The sequence below is a fragment of the Brucella sp. MAB-22 genome (genome assembly GCF_025908475.1).
Classification (GTDB): Bacteria; Pseudomonadota; Alphaproteobacteria; order Rhizobiales; family Rhizobiaceae; genus Brucella; species Brucella anthropi.
Map to the genome: position 1 here is coordinate 1,281,189 of NZ_CP109781.1, position 21,407 is coordinate 1,302,595.

Below are 21,407 nucleotides of genomic sequence, written 5' to 3' on the forward strand. Positions count from 1 at the left end.
GCAATATGGAGTAATCAGCTCCAGTTTTCGAAGCTGAAGCAGACCGCTCGCTCCTCGTTCGATAACGGCGCAGTGTTTTCCTATTCGAAACGCTGGCTGGTAGCGCATTCGTTCGGAAAGCTTTCCGTCTGAAGATTTCCAATTTGCGTCGGTGGAGAATAGCCATGCAAGCCGCACGTCCGATTTTCTTGCTTCTCGCCACCATGGTCATACTGTTTTCTCCATATCGGACAGTTATGGCCGCCGAGCAGGTCTGGCCACGCACCGTAGAGCATGAAGCGGGCGAAATCACACTGAAAGCCAAACCCGTTCGCATCGTATCGACCACGCCCAGTATAACCGGCATTCTGCTGGCCATGGGCGCTCCTCTGGTTGCGACGGCCGCCACGACCCCAAGCCCGCTGACAGATAACAAGGGCTTCTTCCTTCAATGGGCAGAAGTCGCCGATGAGCGCGGCGTTGAAGTGCTATATCCCAATCTCGAATTCGACATGGAAGCCATTATCGGGTTTGAACCGGATCTGCTGATCGCATCGGCGACCGGAGCGGATAGTGTCGTCCAACATTACAGTGAATTGAAAGCGCAAGGTATTCCAACGCTGGTCGTCAATTATTCCAACCAGAGCTGGCAGGAGATTGCTACTGAGCTCGGCACGGCGTTGGGGTTGGAAGATGGGACCGGCGCGACGATCGCTCGTTTCGACGCCAAGGTTGCAGAAGTGGCTGCAACGATTACGCCGCCCAGCGAACCGGTCACAATCGTCGGCTACAATATTGGCAACAGTTACTCGGTCGGCAGAATTTCGAGCCCGCAGTCACAGCTTCTGCAAGCATTGGGTTTCAAGGTCGATGGCTTGCCCGACACGGTAGCCAAGGATGTCACACGCCGGTCCGATTTCGATTTCATTTCCCACGAGAACCTTTCGGCAGCGATCACAGGCAAGAGCATTTTCCTTTTGCGCGGTTCACAAAATGACGTCCAGGCATTGCTGGAAGATCCAGTATTGGCGAACCTTCCTGCGGTCCGCGATCATAACGTCTATCCTCTCGGACCATCTTCTTTCCGTATCGACTATTATTCCGGTCTCCAGATGATCGAGGCTGTCGCGTCCAATTTTCGCAAATGACGTCAAACGGGATGCAGTTTGTCATGCCATTGCAGAAGAGGCGTGTTCGGGGCCTTATTGTTGCCGCCGTCGTTTTGATCGCAATGGCGCTTTGCAGCCTTGCTCTGGGCTCCCGGTCAATCGCCCTTAGCGAGACCATCCATGCGCTATGGCAGCCTGATTTTTCGAACAACGAACATCTTGTCATTCGCGAACTGCGTATCCCGCGCACCATCGTTGCAATCATTGCAGGGATGGCTCTTGGAACCGCTGGCGCTATCATGCAGGCTGTGACGCGCAATCCGCTCGCCGAACCGGGACTGCTGGGGATCAATGCAGGTGCAGCCGTCGCTGTCATTCTGGGGATCGTGACCTTTAACCTGACGACAATGGCGCAATATGTCTGGTTCGGATTTGCGGGCGCTGGTCTTGCAGGAATTGCCGTCTTCATTCTCGGAGACGCCCACGGCAAAGCGAACAATCCCGTGCAACTGGTGCTGGCCGGAGCCGGATTGTCGGTTGTGCTTGCATCGGTCACGGGCATTGTTGTCATCAATGCACCGCTCGCTGTCCTTGATCAGTTTCGTCACTGGGCCGCAGGCTCAGTTGAGGGGCGCGGCCTTGATGTCGTCGCCATTCTGGCTCCGGCAGTCATCGCAGGGCTTGCAGTGGCGATGTCGATCGCCGGTAACCTGAATGCAATGGCGCTGGGCAGGGATTTTGGTGCTGCGCTGGGCGTCAACCTGCATGTAACCTGGCTTTTGGCCTGTCTTTCCGTAATGCTTCTGGCAGGTTCCGCCACTGCTGGAGCTGGCCCCATCGCGTTCGTCGGACTGGTTGCTCCTCATTTGGCCCGGACCATCACTGGCCCGGACTATCGTTGGATACTGCCATATTCCGCTTTGCTGGCGTCCATCCTGCTGCTAGGCGCTGACATTATCGGCAGGCTGATTGCAGCACCTTCGGAAGTTGCAGCCGGGATTGTCTCCATGTTGATCGGCGGGCCATTCTTCATCTTTGTCGTACGCAAATTCCGGCTGACGAAACTATGAGCAGTTCAATGAATATGTTGCGAATAGGTCCTGTTTCTGTTCGCTGGAAATCGCGCCCATTGATGATCTGCTGCCTCTTGCTTGCAGCCATCCTGTTGCTTGCGGTTTTCCATATCGCAACAGGTACAATGTCATTCAGCTCTTCCCAGGTCGTCTCGAGTCTTCTTGGTGGAAGCGACAATGCGACCGCCGACCGCATAATCCAGCGCGTACGTTTGCCTCGCCTTGTCACGGCCTTGTTTGTGGGGGCTTCACTCGGCATGGCGGGCTCGATCTTCCAATCAATCTCGCGCAATGCCCTTGGATCACCCGATGTGATCGGCTTTACGACGGGTGCTGCAACGGGTGCAATCGCACAGATCATATTGTTCAATGCCGGTCCGCTTGAAACAGCGCTTTCAGCCGTTGCAAGTGGAATGGCGGCGGCAGTCCTTGTGTTTGTGTTGGCTGTCAAAGGGCGCCGGACAGGCGGCTATCGGCTCATCCTCGTCGGAATCGGTGTGGGGGCCGTCCTTTCGGGCATCAACACTGTACTTCTGGTCGCGGGCGATCTGGACCAGGCCGCGTCGGCCCAACTCTGGCTATCGGGGTCACTCAATACAAGAAGCTGGGCACATGCTGTCCCGGCGATGGCCGGATTCGCGGTAACCATGCCGTTGGCACTTTACTACGCCAAATCTGTCAATCTGCTGGAAATGGGCGATGATGCAGCATGCCAGCTCGGCATCCAGCCGGAGCGTACGCGTCTGACAATGGTGTTGGTCGCGGTCACCCTGACATCTGTTGCTACCGCATCCGCCGGACCGATTGCCTTCGTCGCTCTGGCAGCGCCACAGCTGGCCCGGCGTCTGACAGCGAGTTCGAATGTCCCACTGATATCGGGCGCGCTCATGGGGGCTACCCTTCTGGTCGGCGCTGACTTGTTAAGCCAGCATGTGCCATTCGGCATCAAAATGCCGATTGGTCTTACGACCGGACTATTGGGTGGACTTTATCTCCTCTGGATTCTTGCTTGCCACAAAAACGTGTTTAGTTCTAGTTGAGAAGCAACGTAAATCAGCCAACAGACAAATCACTACAGAAGCTGTGTTCTACGACAGCCGGCGTCTAAAACACTCATAAGTTTCATGATTCAGGTCCGGTCGCATCAAAATTAGTGCGCTTTTTGCGATCATGCCGCCCCACACCTGCGTTTCGTCGGCATTGATATGCTACGGCCGTCGATCCGATGGTTCAGCCCGAAAATGATAGCGTCTATTCTCGGCCGTCAGTTTCTGAAGGAGTTGTGGAATGCGCGGCGCGGATATTTTGGTCCAAATGTTGATTGGCTATGGCGTGGAGACAATCTTCGGGGTGCCGGGCGATACCAACGTGCCTTTTTATGAAGCGCTCCAGCAACGTGAAGGTGAAATCCGCCATGTTATGGCGCGGGATGAACGCTCTGCCGGTTATATGGCGGATGCCTATGGCCGTTTTTCCAATAAGCCCGGTGTTTTCGAGTGTCCGTCAGGTGCGGGTGCTATGTATTCGCTGCCACCTGTCGCTGAATCGAATGGATCATCGATACCTGTTATCCTTTTGACCATCGATATTCCTTTGCCGGGAGAAGGGCGTGGTGTTCTCACCGAGCTTGATTGCGCCAAACTGTTTGAGCCCGTGACCAAGCTGTCCGTTCAGGTGAAGTCAGCGGAGAAATTGCCGGAAATCATCCGTCGCGCGTTTCGCGTCGCTTGTTCCGGTAAACCGGGTGCGGTGCATCTCCAGATCCCCGAGGACATGCTTCTCGCTGAGGTCGATCCCGCGCGCATTTCACTGCACATTGAGGAAGAGTGCAAAACCTTCCCGGCTTTCCCGACACTGCCGCCAAAACAGAAGCTACATGAACTGCTCGAACTGATTGCAAAGGCGGAACGACCTTTGATCGTTGCCGGTGGCGGCGTCAATCGTGCCAGAGCGGGCGATCAGATTTCAAGGCTGGCCGAGAAATACAACATTCCCATGTGTACGACGATGACGGGGCAGGGCGCGATTGATGACGATCATCGTCTGGCCATCGGGGTGATCGGCGACAATGGCTATCATCCCCATGCCAATTGGGCATTGGAACATTCTGATTTTACCCTGTTTGTCGGATCACGCATCGGCTCTGTCGTGACGATTGGCTGGACCTTTCCCAAGATCTCACTTAATCGGCGCCTTGCACAGATCGATATTTCGCCCGAGATCATGGCCAACAACTATGAGAATTTGCTCTCCATTCAGGGCGATGCATTGCTGGTTCTTGAAGAATTACTGCAGATCGAGCTGACGATTGAACCGAAAAAGCACGATGGCTGGATCGAGGAATTGAATGCTCGCAGGCGCATATTCTGGGAACATGCTGAGGAAGCTTTGAATGACGAGCGTGTGCCTTTGCGTCCTGAACGGGTTGTGCGTTCCTTCAATGATGCATTGAGTCAATCGGGACAGCCAGCCCTGATTTACTCTGACGCAGGTACACCAACGCCCTATATGACACGTTTCTTGAAGATCAACGATCAGGAAACACGGTTTGCTATTCCGCGTGCTTTTGGTGGTCTTGGATCAGCACTTCCAGCTACGGTGGGTGCATGGCGTGCCGATCCAGACAAGCGTCCCATCGGATTGTTTGGCGATGGTTCTTTCGGCATGACGGTGGGCGAGCTTGAAACGCTGGTGCGCTTGCAGGTGCCGGCCATTCTGATCCTGTTCAACAACGCGACATTTGGCTGGATCAAAGGTTTGCATAGATTGAAGGGGCACAATCAATGTTTTGGCGTCGACTTTCTTGCGCCAAAGGGGCAAGCCATTGCCGAAGCTTATGGCCTGAAAGCATGGACGGCAAAAACCGCCGATGAGGTTGATATAGCCTTGGCGGAAGCTTTCGCGTGGAAGGATGGCCCTTGCTTTGTCGATATTCATGTTGAATCGATCGCTGACCGTGTACCGCCGGTCTATTCATGGCTTTTAAAGCGCGGTGAAGACCCGCTTAATCTGAAACCGGTTGAACGCTCCTACGTCTGAGCCGTTTTTGACTGCCATTATTTACGGCGCCACAGGCAGAGAATGCTTGTGGCGTTTTGCTTCAGCAATAAACCAATCGCGGAACAGCCGGACATTTTTTGAACCCTGCCGTGCCTGCGCTGAGCAAAGAAAATAGCTCTCGCCAGATGCCTGCACGCGCTCAAGTGCCAGTTTGAGTTTTCCTGACCGCAACTCCTCCTGTACGAAAATTCTGGGCGCGATGGCGAGCCCCATACCTGCAACAGCACATTCGATAATAACGTCATGCGTTGGCAGACGCGGACCAAAGATACGTTTGTTGTAATGGATACCCGCGCCGCGCAGCCAATGCAGCCACAGGCTGGGTCTGTTTGAGTTCTGGATCAGTGGGAAATCGAGCAATTCGACATCTCCGGACAGTCCGTTTTTGGGCACAATGTCAGGCGATCCGATCACGACGAGCTCTTCATCGAAAAGCAAATGGCTACGCACATTGGCCCAGTTGCCGATGCCACGCAGTACGGCCAGATCGAGATCGGACTTCCCCCAGTCGAGATCGTGGGAGCAGGGAAACACCTCAAACCAAATCTGCGGATGAGATCTCGCAAAGGTGCTGATAATACCCGGCGCCCATTTCCGCATCAGTGTCGGCGGCAAGCCCACTTTGAGCAGGCTTTGCGTTTTATATCCACGGACTGCATCCATCGACACTTCTTCAAGCTTTGCCAGAATGCGCGAAACTTCCTCGTAATAGCTCTGCCCCTCTTCGGTCAGAACCAGCCGCGGTCCAGCGCGTTCAAACAGTTTAAGCCCAAGAAAAGATTCAAGATTTTGTATCTGGCGGCTGACGCCACTTTGCGTCATCCCAAGATTTTCCGATGCGCGCGTGAAGCTCAGATAGCGTACCGAAGCATCGAAAGCGTGCAGAGCCGAAAGGGATGGAAGAAAGCGGCGCATTGGATACCTCTGAATTTCATCATGAGTTTAAGTCATGCTTAATCCAATTTTCAATGCTTTTATTTGATGAGAAAGCGCCGCATTCTCATTAAAAATAAACATAAGGGAACACGATGGACTACGGTGATAGTATCGACCGAAATCTGGTCAGTATCCTGGAGGAAAACGCACGTCTCCCGGCGAGTGAACTGGCGCGTCGCGTGGGTCTTGCCCGATCAAGTGTTCAGGAGCGGATAGGCCGTCTGGAGCGTCGCGGCGTCATATTGGGATATCGGGCTATCGTTCGCCGGGCAAAGGACAACAACAGCATTTCCGCCTATTTGTTTATCACAGCCTCGCAACGCATTGTGCAGCGTCTATTTGCAACGTTGCATGCCTATCCGGAAATCCTGACCGCTGATGCTATTAGTGGCCCGGCCAACATATTGTGCCGGGTTCATGTCGGATTTCTCGAAGATCTGGAAGCACTCATCGAGGAGCTGGCACAAATCGAAGGAATCGAGAACGTCAGTTACTCGGTGGTACTTTCCAATAAGTTTAATAGAGAAAGCAGTTTGGCGCATTCAAGCGCCCAATAATATTCGACGGAATGCTCGATTCAAAAAGAGGGAAACAACAATGAATAGACGTAAGTTTATCCAGACAACGCTTTTGGGTGGTACTGCTGTCATGCTTGCCCCCGGCTTTTCGTGGGCTGTCGAAGAAGGTGTGACACTGAAATCCATCAAGGACCGGGGTGCTCTGCGTATCGGTGTATTTAATGGCACGCCACCTTATTATCAAAAAAATCTCGCCACCGGCGAATGGGACGGCTTCTGCGTTTCCATGGGCAGGGACTTGGCGGAATATATTGGTGTTCCGCTCGAAATGGTCGAAACCACCTGGGGTAATTCCGTCATGGACCTTCAGGGCGGCAAAATCGACATCATGTTTGCCCTCAGCAATAATCCAGAACGCGCGAAATCCGTCGATTTCACCGAAGCCATGATGGATAACGTCTTCACCGTCATCACCAGTGCGGACCGCGAGATCAAAAATTGGGAAGAATTGAACAAGCCGGAAATCCGCGTCACGGTTGATCTCGGTTCCACACAGGATCTTTTCGCCCGCAAAACCTTACCTAATTGCACGCTCGTTGCGCTCAAGGGTGCGGATGAAACAGTTATCGCACTACAGTCTGGCCGGGCCGATGCGATTGTGCAGGTTGCGCTGATGTCTGTGGTGACGGCGCACAAGCTTGGCAACAAATTTAAGGTTTTTGTTCCGGAGCCGCTGGATAGCCAGCCAACGACGATTGGTGTGCGTAAAGACGAAAAGGGCGAATTCCGCGACTACGTTGATGTTTGGCTCAAAAAGCGTCGCGAGGAGGGCAAGGTCAATGAGTGGATCGTCAGCAGCCTCTCGCTTGTTGGCGTGCAGCCATCTGACCTGCCGCCAACTTTGAAGTTCTGACGCGTCCACCATCATGCAGCTCGAGCAAAAATCACTCGGTGTCATCATGCTTGACACCGGCTTTCCGCGTCTGCCTGGAGATGTCGGCAATCCGGCATCCTGGGAGATGCCAGTGCGTTTCAAAAAGGTAACAGGAGCATCGCCTGATAAGATCATTCGTCAGGGTGGCTCCGGACTGATCGAAGACTTCGTCATTGCGGGTGAAGCCTTGATTGCTGAAGGCTGCAGCGCGCTGGTGACGTCTTGCGGTTTCATGGCACGCCACCAAAGCGCGCTGAGTGCAAAGCTTTCGGTGCCGATTGCCACTTCCAGCCTGCTCCAGTTGCCGATGGTAAGCACACTGATCGGGCCGCAACGCAAAGTGGGTGTGATCACCTATGATGAAGCGAGCCTCGATGATGCGATCTTCGCTGCTTGTGGCGCCGACATCAGGACGCCGCGGATTGGCATGCCAGACGGTGGGGCCTTTCGTGAACTGATTGAAGGCAGTGGAACTTATGATCGCGCTGCGCTTGAAGCTGAAATACTACATGCGACGCGAGAGTTGAAGTCGCGCGAACCCGACCTTGGTGCTGTTGTTCTTGAATGCACGAACATGCCGCCATTTGCTCAAGCCGTCGCAAAAGCCTGTGGCTTGCCGGTATTCGATGTTCTGTCGCTTGGACATTGGCTGTTCAGCTCAACGTCTTCCCGTGCCGTTGCCGGGATGTCAGAAAGAGTGAATTAATGGACTATCAATGGGACTTTTCCGGACTTTGGCAGTATCGGGGATTATTCCTTCAGGGCCTTGGCTACACCGTTGGTTTCACGGTTATCACTGTGATTTCCGGCATTCTTGTTGGAACGGTTTTTGCTCTCGGCAGGCTTTCCGGCAACAAGATCATAACCGTCCCCATCATGACGGTCGTTGAGATATTTCGTTGTACGCCGGTGCTGGTGCAGCTGGTCTGGTGCTACTACGCACTCCCGATGCTGATCGGATTTGAAATTTCGCCGGCCATGGCGGCTTTCATTACGCTTACCTTCTATGGCGCGGCCTTTTATGCAGAAATCATCCGTGGCGGCATCGTTTCCATTGATGCGGGGCAGTGGGATGCAGGGCGTGCAATCGGCATGCGCCGCGGCCAGCTCATGGGCAAGATCATTCTGCCACAGGCACTGCGCCGCATGGTGCCGCCGCTGGTCAACCAGTCCGTGCTTCAGCTCAAAAACACATCGCTTTTATCGGTTCTTGCTGTGCCTGACCTTCTTTATCAGGGCCAGCTCGTCACCTCGGCAACCTATCGCCCGCTTGAAACCTACACTCTGATTGCAGTGCTTTATCTCGCCGTTCTCTTCCCTCTGACACGGCTCGCTCATGGACTGGAAGGCAGGCTGAAATGATGAACCGTATCGAGCGAACCGTCATTGTGGAGATAAGCCATGAGCGCTGAACCGATGATCGAAGTACGCGGGCTGAAAAAGTCATTCGGCGAAATCGAGGTGCTGCGCAATATCAGCCTCACAGTCGAGCGCGGGCAGGTGGTAGGGCTTATCGGGCCAAGCGGTTCCGGAAAGTCGACACTGCTGCGCAGTCTCAATCTGCTTTCATTGCCTGATGCCGGTTACATCGCAATTGGTGAGCAGAAAATAGACTTCTCGTCCGGGAGCGTGTCTCTCAAGGACAAATATCTCGCGGCGTTCCGTGCCAATACCGGCATGGTGTTCCAGAACTTCAATCTGTTTCCGCATATGAGCGTTCTCGATAACGTTATGATCGGGCCGGTCACTGTTCTCAAACAGGACAAAAAGGCTGCCCGCGAGCTGGCCATGGAACTGCTGGAAAAGGTTGGGCTTGCCGCCCGTGCAGATGCCAGACCAGAGCAGCTCTCAGGCGGTCAGAAGCAGCGTGTGGCGATTGCGAGAGCGCTCGCAATGCGCCCCGATGTGATGCTGTTTGACGAGGCTACATCGGCTCTCGATCCGGCACTGGTCGGTGAAGTTCTGGCGGTCATCCGGCAACTGGCCGAGCAGGGCATGACGATGATCCTTGTGACCCATGAAATGGCTTTCGCCCGTGATGTCGCCGACAAGGTCATCTTCATGCAGGACGGTTACGTCGTTGAAACCGGCGATGCTCGTCAAGTGATCAATGAGCCGCGCGAAGCTGCAACCCGAGAGTTTCTGAGTCATTTCCATGGCGGTCTCGCATAAATGCGCGCGCAGAACGGATAAATGTCATGACAGGCAATGTTATTGTCGTTGGGGCTGGCATTATCGGCTCCACCACCGCCTTGCGGCTCGCTGAAGCCGGTCTGAAAGTAACGCTGTGCGACGGCTCAGAACCGGGTGGTGAGCAAAGTGCAAGCTATGGCAACGGTGGCTGGATCAGTCCCGCCTCGATCATCCCCATGAGTATGCCGGGCCTGTGGCGACAGGTCCCCGGATTTCTGCTTGATCGCAACGGGCCACTGACCCTTGACTGGAAATCGGTGCCTAGGCTGACACCATGGCTTCTGCGTTTCCTGCTTGCTGGCGCCACAAAATCGCGGGTGACAAAAACTGCGGCTAAGCTCAACTGGTTGCTTCATGATGGACCGAAACGCCACCTTGAGCTGGCCAGCAAGACCGGGCAGGAACATCTCATCGTGCAGAAAGGCCTGCTTTACGCCTATCCTGATCGTGCAGCCTTTGAAGCTGAAGCGCTTAGCTGGCAGCTGCGCCGTGATAACGGCATTCTGTTCGACGAATGGCAGGAAGCAGAATTGCGCGAACGTATCCCTGCTCTTGGGAGTAACTATCGTTTTGCCATTCATGTGACGGAAGGCGCGCATTGTCTTGATACAGGAGGTTATGTTGCGGGTATCGCGGCGCAGGCTGAAAAAGCCGGTGTTCGCTTCATCCGAAGAAATGTCGTGAGAGTCCTCACCGGCGTTTCGCCGCGTGTTGTGCTCGATAATGATGAGAGTATTGCCGCCGATCACATCGTGCTGGCAGCGGGTATTCATTCTGGACGTATCATGCACGATCTCGGCATGCATGTGCCCATGCAAAGCGAGCGCGGCTATCATGTAACCTTGCCGATGGCCGAGCTTCCCTTTGATATCCCGATCATGCCGAGCACTGGGCGGATGGGTAATACGCCGACCAATATGGGTTTGCGTCTATCCGGTCAGGTAGAGCTGGCAACGGTGGAAAAAGCTCCGGACTGGCGACGCTCGGAGGTGCTGCTCAAGCACGCATTGGCGAGCTATCCCGACCTGGCAAAGCAGGATCTGCAGAATCTCAAACTCTGGATGGGGCATCGGCCATCGCCTGCAGATGGCGTTCCGGTGATAGGCAAACTAACTCAGCATCCGGGAATTATCGCAGCTTTCGGCCACGGCCATATCGGGATCGCTGCTGCGCCCAAGACCGCCGATATGGTGCTCGATGAAATCAACAACTTACCTTCCGAAAGCGCTCGTGCCTTCTCGCCCGCACGCTTCGGCTGCTAATTATCCTGAATTCAGAGGAATGAAACTATGATGCTCAAAGGTGGCTTCACCAATTATGGCCAGCAGATCGGCGTTCTGATGCTGGACACGATTTTTCCTCGTCCGGCTGGCGATATCGGCAATGCGCTGTCCTATGATTTTCCTGTGCGTTACAAGACAGTAAAAGGTGCGCATGCCACACGCATTATGGGCAACAATCCTGATCCAAAACTCATCGAACCCTTTATTGATGCAGCACGCGAACTGGAAGCGGAGGGCGTACGCGCCATTACCACAAGCTGTGGTTTTTTGGGGCCGTTCCAGAAAGATATCGCGGCAGCGGTCAACATTCCTGTCTTCACCTCATCCTTGATGCAGGCGCCGATCATCCACGCAATGCTGGCGCCCGGCAAGGTGATTGGCGTCTTTACCGAACGCGCGCATCATATGAATGATGCACATTTCAAAGGCGTTGGCTGGTCGTCCGATGTAATCCCCGTGCAGGTGCAGGGGATGAAGCAGAATGCTGAATTTCCGCAGACCTATATTGAAGGCCGCGATTATCTTGACACGGAAGTGCTGAAGGAAGAGATGTTGGAAATGACGCGGGAGTTCATGGCAAGCTGTGAAAATCCGGGCGCTATTCTGTTTGAATGCACCAATATGTGCCCGTTTTCGTCCTATGTGGCTGCTGAATCCGGTTTGCCGGTGTTCGATATCAACACGCTGATCAATACGTTCTATCTCGCAGCCAATCCGCGTCGCTATCTCTAAGTTCAACCCGACAATCAATAAAGTCAGCGATTCAGACGTAGTGCTTGATGCCATGATAATTGCCCTTAACATGGCATATAACATTAGCTCAGACTGAAAAGCCCCAGTTTTGTAGACACCTGCGATTAGTGTTTCTGCTTTTCGAATTCGACGTTTGACCGCATCCCGTTCGTGACGTGGTTGCGTTGTAATCGAAAGCGTCCGATCCCTGATAGAAAGCGGTGTAGGTAAGATGTCAGTTGGCTTCCGTGAAGCTATCGCGCATTGCACGCAGGATGATGATTGCGGAAGCCGCACCGGGATCGACATGCCCAAGCGAGCGCTCGCCCAGCCGGGCAGCTCGACCCCGCGTAGCGACCATTGAGCGGGTTGAATCCGTACCTTTTTCGGCGACTTCGAGAATTTTGCTCCACATTTCCTGGCTGGCCAGACTGTGTGTTCGCGCGTCGATGGCTACCTCCATCGCGGGTATCCATGCATCCAACATGGTTTTATCGCCGCGTTGGCCCTTTCCTCGTTCCTGAATGCCACATGTCATCGCCTCTACGATGATGGCTTGTCCCTCAGTATCGAGGGCTTCATGTGATTTAAGCGCTTTTGATGCATGACGGAATGCTGTCGCATAAAGTGGTCCGGTTGATGCACCCACGGCATCGAGAAAAGCGGATGCTGCAGTAGTGAAAATATCGGAGGGCAGTGCTTTCTCGAGATCCATTTTTGCGAGCGCACTATTCACCGCTGAAAAGCCGAGAGCCATCGTGATACCGTGATCCGCGTCGCCGATAGCTCCGTCGAGATCGGAAAGTCGCTCTTTCTCCGCCTGCATGGAAAAGGCGATGAGCTGAAACATTCGGCTAAGACGACGCGCTGCAGCTTCCTGCATTTTTACCTCCCAGATGATCTGGAATTCATGATCCGCCGGAGGCGGCATTAGTCAGTTGATCCGAAGAAAAGCCGTATCGCAAGGGTGTGATAGGAGGCCGGACAATTCCTGATCGAGATGCATGATGGATATGGATGCTCCATTCATGTCCAACGATGTACAGTAATGGCCGATCCAGTTGGCTTCGATTGTTATTTGTTTAGCACTTAAGCGTTGTTCGACACGTCTGAACAGGATGTACAGTTCCATGAGTGGCGTTGAACCGAACGAATTTACGAGCACTGCCACCCTGTCTCCGGGTGACGCATTCATCTCACTGAAAATCCGATCCATGATGTGATCAACAATAGCGTCGGCTGGCATCATTTTTTCGCGGATAACGCCCCGTTCGCCATGAATACCCATGCCGATTTCCATTTCCTCGGCACCGATTTCAAAATTGTGGCGTCGCGTCTGAGGCAAAGAGCAGGGCTCCAACGCGACACCCATCGTATAGGTACGCCGATTGGCCTTGCGTGTTACCGCCTCGCACGCCTCAAGCGACATGCCCCGATCACAGGCTGCACCTGCCACCTTGAAAATGAAGAAGTTACCCGCGACACCGCGACGGCCATCGCGATCCTCTATGGGGGAAGAGGATATGTCGTCTGTCGTCAGAACGGTGCGCGTCGGAATAGCAACTTCTTGCGCCATTTCGGCAGCCATCTCGAAGTTCATGACGTCTCCGACATAATTACCGTACACGAAGAGTACGCCTTCTCCGCCGGAGGCCGCCTTGGCACATTCAAGGATTGGGGCCGGCGGGGGGGAAGAAAAGACATTGCCGATAGCTACAGCATCGGCAAGACCTTTGCCGACATAACCCAGAAAGCAGGGTTCATGTCCCGACCCACCGCCAATCACCAGGCCAACTTTTCCCTGGCGCGGACCCTGACGTGCGACGAGTGCACGTTTCGATTCCTTGATCGGAGCAAGATAGGATCGGTGCGCTTTGATAACACCGTCAAGCATCTCCTCGACGACATCGTCTGGGCTGTTCAGAAATTTCTTGATATGCGTACGATAATGGCTGGACACATTGACTGTTGGTTCTGCACGCAGCTTCTGGGAAAGCTTGCTGTCGATTTCTGTCACGCCGTCCGCATTGAGAATGCCGCGCCCTGTCGCAGCATCAGTAATCAGAATATTGACATAGCCGCCTCGCAACGCTGCAAGAATTGCCGGTACCTTGTCGAAGCCACCCGCAACGGCGATACGCGTGTCGATGTTTTGCAGCATGTCGAGCGTGATACCGATGGTCCTGTCGTCAAGTGGTCCGGACACGGGCTGCCCATAAGAATCGATGAAGCGTCCAGCCACGACGCCGACGGCATTCTTGGTGAGATAATCCTGTATAGAGACGCTCTCAAAAAAGCCGCTGGTGTGAATTGTCGAATTTGGTCGTAGCGAAGAAATGCCGAACAGTGCCTTGTTCGCATGATTGAGCGCCTGAAATTGCTCCGCAATAATCGGTTCTCCGATAATCGCCGCTTTTACATCGGGACTGGATACGATGGCAGGCGCGGTGATGTTGACGAGGTGTGCATTTGTCGCCCGGGCCATGGCGGCCGCGCATAGTTCGGGGGTGTAAGCAAAACTGGCGCGCGTTCCGCCTGTCGCCTGTACGACGGTTACGTCCTGCAGGTTGGATATGCGAGTATTTTCGGCGATCGCGAGAACTGTTCGTCCCCAGGCTACAGCAAGTGTGTCTCCCGATTTCAGAAGCTTGGCGATGGCCTGCGCTGCGGCTGTCCCGAGCCGGTCAATAAGAGTCTGTGCACCGTCGTCATTGGGCACCACCAGACAGTCATTCAAACCGAAATGACGCTTGAGTTCCTGCGCGATTGCAAGAGAACTGAGGCGTGCGGGTTCGATCGAGATATTGACGATGCCACGGCTACGTGCATCTGCCAAATAGCTGTTCACCGTGGCTCGCGAAATTCCCATGATTTCGGCGATTTCGCCTTGCGTGCGTCCATCTTCATAGTAAAGCCAGCAAGCCCAGACGTAAGGATCGTCGCCATATCGCAGTGGAATGCCATCAGTCGGGACCAGCTGTCCGATTTTGCTTGCGGTTGTTTTTCCGTTTGACGCCATCTTGTTTGCACTAATTCCCGTGGTTTTTCCTTCTATCTGCCGGCTTGCCCTGCAATACAATGTTTTTGTTTGTTTCCTACCGGATTCAGTCTGTCGGAGAACGGATCGGCCCGGTTTCGCGACAGTGCGCCAAATCTATTTGAATGCAGATGCTCGTATTACTGCAATCGTTCCCGCGCACCATTGGAAAGCTCTTTAAGGATGATCGCACATGAGGTCGCTCCGGCATCCAGTACGCCCAGTGATCGCTCGCCAAGACGGCTGGCGCGACCGATTTTCGCCACCAGATCAATTGTGGAGTCGCGGCCTTTCTCAGCGGCAGCAACCAGAGCTTCGAGTGCCTCGGCAAAGGTTTTTCCGGTAGCAGTGGCTTCATCGAAGGCTTCGACCGCTGGCACAAGCGTATCCAGCAAGGTTTTGTCACCAACCTTGGCAGAACCGATGGACTGAATGCCCTCCAGTCCGGCATGAAGCATACGGCTGAAAGCAGCGGCATCGATATTGTCGATCCCATCGATTTTTTCTGCAAATTCGGTGAACATAACACCATAAAGTGGCCCCATCGAACCGCCGATCTCGGTCATGAGCACCGTGCCGAGCGTATCGAGGGAAGCAGCCAGCGCTTCATTCTTTCCCTTCAGGCGTTCAGCAGCCATGTTGAAGCCCTTGGCCATGTTGACGCCGTGATCCCCGTCGCCGATTTTCCCATCAATTTCGCTGAGATAGGCGCGGTTTTCGACAATCCGGTCGGCCATTGCGAGTACAATGTCTCCGGCTGTTGCGTTATTAAGTGTTTGCACAGGTCTCTTCCTTACAGAATGATGGTGCACTGCACTTCGACATCGAGCAATTCCTTCAGCTCGCTGTCTAGCGCCATGACTGTCAGCGTTGCTCCTACCATTTCAAGTGACGTGAAGTAGTTGCCGATAAAGGTGCGATGGATTTTCAGGCCGCGTTTGGTAATTTCCGACTCAATCGTATCATTCAGAATATAAAGTTCGTTGAGCGGTGTTGCACCGAGACCTGAAATGAGAACGGCGACTTCGGTACCTTCTGCCAGTGCATGATCGTCAAGCACGATCTGGCACATGTCTTTTGCTACCTCGGCAGCAGACTTAAGCGGCTCAACCCGCACGCCCGGTTCGCCATGATGACCAATACCGACTTCCATTGTACCCGGCGCAATCTCGAAATTCGGATGTCCGACTGCGGGCAATGTGCATGGGCCGAGACCAACACCGATTGAGCGGCAGTTGTCGATGGCCTTCTGAGCTGTTGCGCGAACCTCTTCGAGCGTGGCTCCGGTTGCCGCTTTTGCACCGCCAACCTTCCACATGAATATCTCGCCAGCGACGCCGCGACGTTTTTCACGTTCATCGACCGGGGCTGAGCAGACATCGTCATTAGCGACAATAGTGGCAACTTCTATACCGTCTTTGGCGGCAAGTTTCGTGGCCATCTTCACGTTCATGTTGTCACCGGCATAATTACCGTAAAGTACGACAACACCTTTGCCGCCATTAGCTTCGCGGATTGCGTCATGGAAGCTCTTGGCCGTGGGGGAGGAAAACAGTTCACCGACCGCTACAGCGTCAAGCATGTTCTTGCCGGTATAACCGATGAATGCCGGTTCGTGACCGGAACCGCCGCCGGTGACGACACCGACTTTGCCAGCGATAGGGGCGTTTCTGGCGACAATGACACGCGGGTTTTCTGCAAGTCGAACGATGTCGGAATGAGCTTTGACAAAGCCCTTTACAGTATCCTCAACGACTTCGTCCGGATTGTTGATGAAGCGCTGCATGGTATCTCCTATAAGGTGAATGAGCGCCGGGCTCAAAGAATGGTATAGCCGCCATCGACCAGAAGATCGGCGCCCGTAATCATGTCTGCTCCAGCTGAGGCAAAGAAGACTGCAGCGGCGGCGATTTCTTCCGGATATGCGAAGCGCCCAATCGGAATGCGTTTCTTTGCGGCCTCACCTTTTTCGCCAGCCCATGCTTTCTTGCCAAGTTCGGTGAGGACGATGGTCGGGGAAAGCGTGTTGACGCAGATGCCATATTTGCCCCATTCGGCGGCAAATGTCTTCGACATGCCAATGACGCCGAACTTAGACGCGCAATAGGCGACATGCTCTTCAATGGCCACGGTTCCGGCCTGGGAAGCCAGATTGATAATCTTGCCACCCTTGCCTGCCGCAATCATGGTGCGACCGACGGCCTGAGTGACAAGAAAGCTTCCCTTGAGATTGATGTTGATCGTCTTGTCCCAATAGTCGAGCGATATATCTTCCGCCGGGGCCAGATAGACCACGCCGGCGCTGTTGACCGCAATATCGATAACACCGAGTTGTTCGATAACGCTGGCGATCGCATCGTTGACCGATTGCTGGTTGGAAACATCGCAAACGAAGGGCTTTGCGTTTTCGCCAAGCTCCTCGGCTTTGGCTTTCGCTATGTCGGCACTAATGTCCAGCACAGCAACTTTAGCTCCTTTGGCAATGAAAGCCTTGGAAATTGCAGCACCAATGCCGGAAGCGCCTCCGGTCACGATGGCAATTTTTCCGGTGAGAGGAAAGTTCAGGTCAATTTGGGGAGCTTGATCGGACATTTTTGCCTCGGAGTTCTGGATTGTGAGCCTGATGGCCCGGCGCGTTCATGACACTTTTCATGAGAGGGTGTGCCGGGCCGCCCAGACAATTTTACTTGCGGCTTTCCAGGAGCTTGTCGACGTTCTCAGCCGTCACCGGCGTCCATGGAACATTGTAGTTCTTGTCCTTGCCGTCGTTGAAAGGCATATCGGGATATTGGGCCCAGATATCGGACTGAGGTTTGTAGTCGCCCTTCTTGGCGTGGAAGATCGCGAGGTCGAGGGCGCCTTGCGCCTGAGCGTTCGCGTCCTGCAGGATGGAGGTCATCGTTCCTTCCTTGACAGCACGCAGTGCATCGGTAATGCCATCGATACCGGCAATGGAAAAATCGCCCACTTTGAGATTGGCGGCTTTGATCGCTTCGATTGCACCCAGTGCCATTTCATCGTTTTGACCGATCACGCCGTTGATCTGGCCGGGATGAGCCGTCAGCCAGTTCTCCATAAGTGTCTGGGCCTCAGCGCGAGACCAGTTCGCGGTCTGGTCTTCGAGAACTTTCACGTCCGGGCATTCGGCAAGAGCCTTCTTGTTACCTTCCAGACGGGAAATCTGTGCGGACTGCCCAATTGGGCCTTCCAGAATGACGACATTGCCTTTGCAGCCGATCTTGTCGAGAACGTTCTTGGCTTCCATATAGCCCGAAACCGTATCGTCGGAGCCGACATAGGCGGCAAGCAGCTCGGAGTTGACGCGGGTGTTCGAGCCGACAACCGGAATGCCTGCATCGCTGGCTGCCTGAACGGCCGTAGCACCCGCTTCGATGTCAATAGGAACGAAGATGATCGCATCGAATTTCTGCGTGATCATCGTGTTGAATTGTTCCTGTTGCACGAGAGCGTCGTAACGTCCGTCGAAGATGGTCAGATCGACTTCTCCGTTCTCCACGGCAGGGTGTTTTTTCAGCGCTTCAGACCAGACCTGCATGAATTCTGCATTGAGCCCGTATGGTGCTGCGCCGATCTTGAGTTTCTTGTCCTGTGCCAGAGATGGTGTCACCATCAGTGCAGATGCTGCGGCAAGCGCAATGAGAAGTTTCTTCATTTCATTCTCCTCCTTTGATAATTGGCCCCGTTCGGGCGGCACGTTTGTTGTTACAAGTCAGGGTAGATCACGCATTTTGGTTGCGCTTCTGGTCAAGCATGACTGCGCCGACGATCAAGGCGCTTTTCAGAACCTGCTGGTAGTAGGACTGGATGCCCATCAGATCGAGGCCATTGTTCATGACACCAATGATGAGTGCGCCGATGAGCGTTCCGGTGATGCGGCCGACGCCGCCGGACAAGCTGGTGCCGCCAATGACGACCGCCGCGATGGCGTCGAGTTCATAGCTGATACCGGCCTGCGGGAGGGCGGAGCCGGTGCGAGCTGACAGGATCATGCCTGCAAGACCTGCAAGGCCGCCGGAGATGACGTAGACCGAAAAACGCACCCGGGAAATATTGATGCCCGATGTATTGGCAGCATGGGGATTGCCGCCGACAGCATAGATATAGCGCCCGAACCGTGAACGGTTGAGGATCCACCACGATGCCAGAAAGACGACGGCGAGCAAAATAACCGGAACCGGAATACCCAGTATGTTTCCGGTTCCGATCCAGCGGAAATCCGGGATGAGAGCAGGCACCGGCTTGCCACCGCCATAGATGAGCGTCAGGCCGCGCGCAGCGGAAAGCATGCCCAATGTCGCGACAAAGGCTGGAACCGCGAAGCGCGAGACAATCGTGCCGACGAGCGCGCCGCAGCCAACGCCCACCAAGAGACCAACGGGAATGGCTATAAATGGCGAATAGGGAGCGCCTGCAACACCCGCAGTCGCCGACGTGGTTGCAAAGCTGGCGCTGACAATACCGGCCAATGCCACCACCGAGCCAACGGAGAGGTCAATGCCACGCGTCAGAATGACGAAGGTCATGCCAATGGCGAGAATGCCGTTGATCGAGGTCTGTAGCAGGACGTTGGAGATATTGCCTGCTGTCAGGAAATACTGGTTGGAGAATGAGAGGATCGTAACCAGGAGCAGAAAGGCGATGAATATGCCATATTCCTGGATGACCAGTCTGCGACGTTCGGAGCCAAACCAGCTCGTCGATGAATTGTTTTCTGTGGTGGACACTGTTCTACCTCTCTAGAACGAAACACGGTGCTTTTGGGGCGGCTTTCATGTCGAAAGATGCACCAGCGACTGCGCGTCCGTTTCCTCCCTGCGAAAAATGCCTGCCGACTGTCCGCTGCGCATGACCATGATGCGATCGGACATGCCAAGAACTTCATCAATCTCGGAAGAGACCATGATGACGGTCCCGCCTTCAGCGGCAAATTCACAGATGATGCGATAAATTTCCTGTTTCGCGCCGACATCGACGCCGCGTGTGGGTTCATCAAGCAGCAGAACGCGTGGTTTTCTCAGGAACCATTTTCCCAGAACGACCTTCTGCTGATTGCCTCCCGAAAGGCCGGAAACGGGCATCGTATCGCGCGCGACCTTGATCCTGAACCGTTCGATCATGTCTCTGCTGGCGGATGTTTCCTCACGCTGGTTCATTGCAAAATGCGGGCTCATCTCGGGAAGACTGGCAAGGCAGATATTGTTGCGAACGCTGTCATCAAGGTTAAGGCCGGTCAGCTTGCGATCTTCTGTCACAAAGGCCAGTCCCAAAGCCATGGCATCGGAGGGGCGCCGGATGGTGACGGGTTTACTCTCAAGTCTGATTGCACCCTGGGAGGCTTCATCCAGCCCGAAAAGACAGTTGAATATTTCTGATCGGCCAGACCCCATCAATCCGTAAATGCCGAAAATCTCGCCCTTATGTGCTGTAAAGGAGATGTCGGTTATCTTGCCGGGCGCGCTAAGGCCGGAGACCTCAATGCCTGGTATTTCAGTTGGTGTATTGGTCTTGATATATTCGTCGCCCAGCTCCCGTCCGACGATCATCCGGATCAATTCGGCACGGGTAATGCCATCGAGATTGCCGCTATCTATATAGCTGCCGTCGCGAAACACAGTATAGGTATCGGCGATCTGGAAAATTTCCGACAGGCGATGCGAGACATAGACGATACCTTTTCCGCTCGCTTTCAGGCGCTTTATCGCGGCAAAGAGATGTTGCGCTTCTTTTTCGCCGATGGCCGAAGTCGGCTCGTCCATAAAAATGACTTCGGCATCGTGGCTGAGCGCCTTGGCGATCTCGACGAGCTGAACCTGGGCAACAGACAGGTTCATCATGAACTGGTTGGCACGGATCTTGAATTCGAGCTGATCTAGAAGTTTCTGAGCATTTCGGTTCATCGTCTTGAAGTCGATTCCGCCGAAGCGACGGAGCGGCTCGCGACCGAGATAGATATTCTCAGCGACAGTCATATGCGGAACCGGACTTAATTCCTGCTCGATAATGGCGATCCCGGCCTGAAGCGCTTCAGCGGGACTGGAATAAACAACGTCTTTTCCACGTCGCCGGATGTGACCGTCGTCGCGGGTATAAATCCCCATCAATATCTTCAGGAAAGTGGATTTGCCTGCACCGTTTCCGCCGCACAGTGCGTGAACTGAACCAGCTCGCAACTTCAGCCGTCCATCCCGTAAGGCGGCAACGCCACCAAAGGACTTCTTGAGTCCTTCTACTTCCAGCAGAAATTCCAATGCAGTTCCTCCGTTGGCAACAGTTAGCGCCGTCGCCATTTTGACAATATTCGATAAATGATCGACAAATGTCAACCCATGCGGTATGAAAGTAAAAAGAAGGGGAGAAACGCTGGCCTTTGATAACCGGGCTAAGGACTGGGAGGCATGAATGATCGTTTCTATTCAATTTGTTAGCGCAGTTCTGCGCGCTTGTTAGGCTTCGACAGAGCGTGTTGCTATGTGCTCGGCTGTTTCAGCCTGCAGCTCCATTTTTAGAGGATCTCGTTGAATGGGGGAAATAT

The 21,407-nt window shown here is 54.1% G+C and carries 20 protein-coding genes; 11 read left to right on the plus strand and 9 right to left on the minus strand.

The annotated features are described in order from the left end of the window. Positions 1–164 precede the first annotated feature (164 nt). From fepB to OHI65_RS05835, 4 genes are all read left to right on the plus strand, one after another. On the plus strand, positions 165–1,127 hold the full coding sequence (gene fepB / locus OHI65_RS05820; protein ID WP_012093414.1) for a Fe2+-enterobactin ABC transporter substrate-binding protein: 963 nt from the start codon (positions 165–167) through the stop codon (positions 1,125–1,127). Between the two features lie 23 nt (positions 1,128–1,150). After that, a complete protein-coding gene (locus tag OHI65_RS05825; RefSeq protein WP_012093413.1) occupies positions 1,151–2,158 on the plus strand; it encodes a FecCD family ABC transporter permease in 1,008 nt (335 codons plus the stop codon). Between the two features lie 8 nt (positions 2,159–2,166). Beyond that, the gene (locus OHI65_RS05830) at positions 2,167–3,201 is read left to right on the plus strand and encodes a FecCD family ABC transporter permease (protein ID WP_235824419.1); all 1,035 of its coding nucleotides are present in this window, start codon (positions 2,167–2,169) and stop codon (positions 3,199–3,201) included. Positions 3,202–3,448: 247 nt separating this feature from the next. Continuing rightward, positions 3,449–5,200, plus strand: coding sequence for a thiamine pyrophosphate-binding protein (locus tag OHI65_RS05835; protein WP_125301033.1), 1,752 nt, complete (start codon positions 3,449–3,451; stop codon positions 5,198–5,200). A 21-nt stretch (positions 5,201–5,221) separates the two neighbouring features. Here OHI65_RS05835 and OHI65_RS05840 read toward each other — a convergent pair whose 3' ends face one another. Then, positions 5,222–6,136, minus strand: coding sequence for a LysR substrate-binding domain-containing protein (locus OHI65_RS05840; RefSeq protein ID WP_125301032.1), 915 nt, complete (start codon positions 6,134–6,136; stop codon positions 5,222–5,224). Positions 6,137–6,249: 113 nt separating this feature from the next. Between OHI65_RS05840 and OHI65_RS05845 the strand changes: the two genes are divergently transcribed. Genes OHI65_RS05845 through OHI65_RS05875 form a run of 7 tightly spaced genes read left to right on the plus strand, consistent with a single transcriptional unit; the run spans position 6,250 to position 11,817 of the window. Continuing rightward, positions 6,250–6,714, plus strand: coding sequence for an Lrp/AsnC family transcriptional regulator (locus OHI65_RS05845; protein WP_012093409.1), 465 nt, complete (start codon positions 6,250–6,252; stop codon positions 6,712–6,714). Between the two features lie 40 nt (positions 6,715–6,754). Continuing rightward, positions 6,755–7,588: a transporter substrate-binding domain-containing protein gene (locus OHI65_RS05850; protein ID WP_125301031.1), complete on the plus strand. Its 834-nt coding sequence runs from the start codon at positions 6,755–6,757 to the stop codon at positions 7,586–7,588. Positions 7,589–7,601: 13 nt separating this feature from the next. Further along, entirely contained in the window at positions 7,602–8,315 is a 714-nt protein-coding gene (locus OHI65_RS05855) for an aspartate/glutamate racemase family protein (RefSeq protein ID WP_114048059.1), read from the plus strand. After that, positions 8,315–8,971 carry an amino acid ABC transporter permease gene (locus OHI65_RS05860; RefSeq protein WP_010659256.1) on the plus strand — a complete coding sequence of 219 codons (657 nt, stop codon included), beginning with the start codon at positions 8,315–8,317 and terminating at the stop codon, positions 8,969–8,971. Before OHI65_RS05855 ends, OHI65_RS05860 begins: the two co-directional genes overlap by 1 nt. A gap of 39 nt (positions 8,972–9,010) precedes the next feature. After that, on the plus strand, positions 9,011–9,781 hold the full coding sequence (locus OHI65_RS05865) for an amino acid ABC transporter ATP-binding protein (RefSeq protein ID WP_114048058.1): 771 nt from the start codon (positions 9,011–9,013) through the stop codon (positions 9,779–9,781). A 26-nt stretch (positions 9,782–9,807) separates the two neighbouring features. After that, positions 9,808–11,064 carry an NAD(P)/FAD-dependent oxidoreductase gene (locus OHI65_RS05870; RefSeq protein WP_125301030.1) on the plus strand — a complete coding sequence of 419 codons (1,257 nt, stop codon included), beginning with the start codon at positions 9,808–9,810 and terminating at the stop codon, positions 11,062–11,064. Positions 11,065–11,091: 27 nt separating this feature from the next. Next, positions 11,092–11,817, plus strand: a complete 726-nt coding sequence (locus OHI65_RS05875; RefSeq protein WP_125301029.1) for an aspartate/glutamate racemase family protein — start codon at positions 11,092–11,094, stop codon at positions 11,815–11,817. A 235-nt stretch (positions 11,818–12,052) separates the two neighbouring features. On the opposite strand, the gene dhaL (OHI65_RS05880) is transcribed toward OHI65_RS05875, so the two are convergent. The 8 genes from dhaL (OHI65_RS05880) to OHI65_RS05915 all read right to left on the minus strand — a co-directional run bounded on the left by dhaL (OHI65_RS05880) (position 12,053) and on the right by OHI65_RS05915 (position 21,123). After that, positions 12,053–12,700 (minus strand): dihydroxyacetone kinase subunit DhaL, encoded by a 648-nt coding sequence (dhaL, locus tag OHI65_RS05880; protein WP_125301028.1) that lies wholly within the window; start codon positions 12,698–12,700, stop codon positions 12,053–12,055. 51 nt (positions 12,701–12,751) lie between these two features. Further along, a complete protein-coding gene (locus OHI65_RS05885; protein WP_012093401.1) occupies positions 12,752–14,836 on the minus strand; it encodes a bifunctional sugar-binding transcriptional regulator/dihydroxyacetone kinase subunit DhaK in 2,085 nt (694 codons plus the stop codon). 158 nt (positions 14,837–14,994) lie between these two features. Then, the gene (dhaL, locus tag OHI65_RS05890) at positions 14,995–15,636 is read right to left on the minus strand and encodes a dihydroxyacetone kinase subunit DhaL (RefSeq protein ID WP_012093400.1); all 642 of its coding nucleotides are present in this window, start codon (positions 15,634–15,636) and stop codon (positions 14,995–14,997) included. A gap of 11 nt (positions 15,637–15,647) precedes the next feature. Further along, a complete protein-coding gene (locus tag OHI65_RS05895; RefSeq protein WP_125301027.1) occupies positions 15,648–16,640 on the minus strand; it encodes a dihydroxyacetone kinase subunit DhaK in 993 nt (330 codons plus the stop codon). Positions 16,641–16,672: 32 nt separating this feature from the next. Continuing rightward, positions 16,673–17,446: an SDR family oxidoreductase gene (locus OHI65_RS05900; protein ID WP_125301026.1), complete on the minus strand. Its 774-nt coding sequence runs from the start codon at positions 17,444–17,446 to the stop codon at positions 16,673–16,675. Positions 17,447–17,537: 91 nt separating this feature from the next. After that, a complete protein-coding gene (locus tag OHI65_RS05905; protein ID WP_125335704.1) occupies positions 17,538–18,527 on the minus strand; it encodes a substrate-binding domain-containing protein in 990 nt (329 codons plus the stop codon). 67 nt (positions 18,528–18,594) lie between these two features. Next, positions 18,595–19,599: an ABC transporter permease gene (locus OHI65_RS05910; protein WP_264358535.1), complete on the minus strand. Its 1,005-nt coding sequence runs from the start codon at positions 19,597–19,599 to the stop codon at positions 18,595–18,597. A gap of 45 nt (positions 19,600–19,644) precedes the next feature. Further along, a complete protein-coding gene (locus tag OHI65_RS05915) occupies positions 19,645–21,123 on the minus strand; it encodes a sugar ABC transporter ATP-binding protein (protein WP_125301024.1) in 1,479 nt (492 codons plus the stop codon). Between the last annotated feature and the right edge of the window lie 284 nt (positions 21,124–21,407).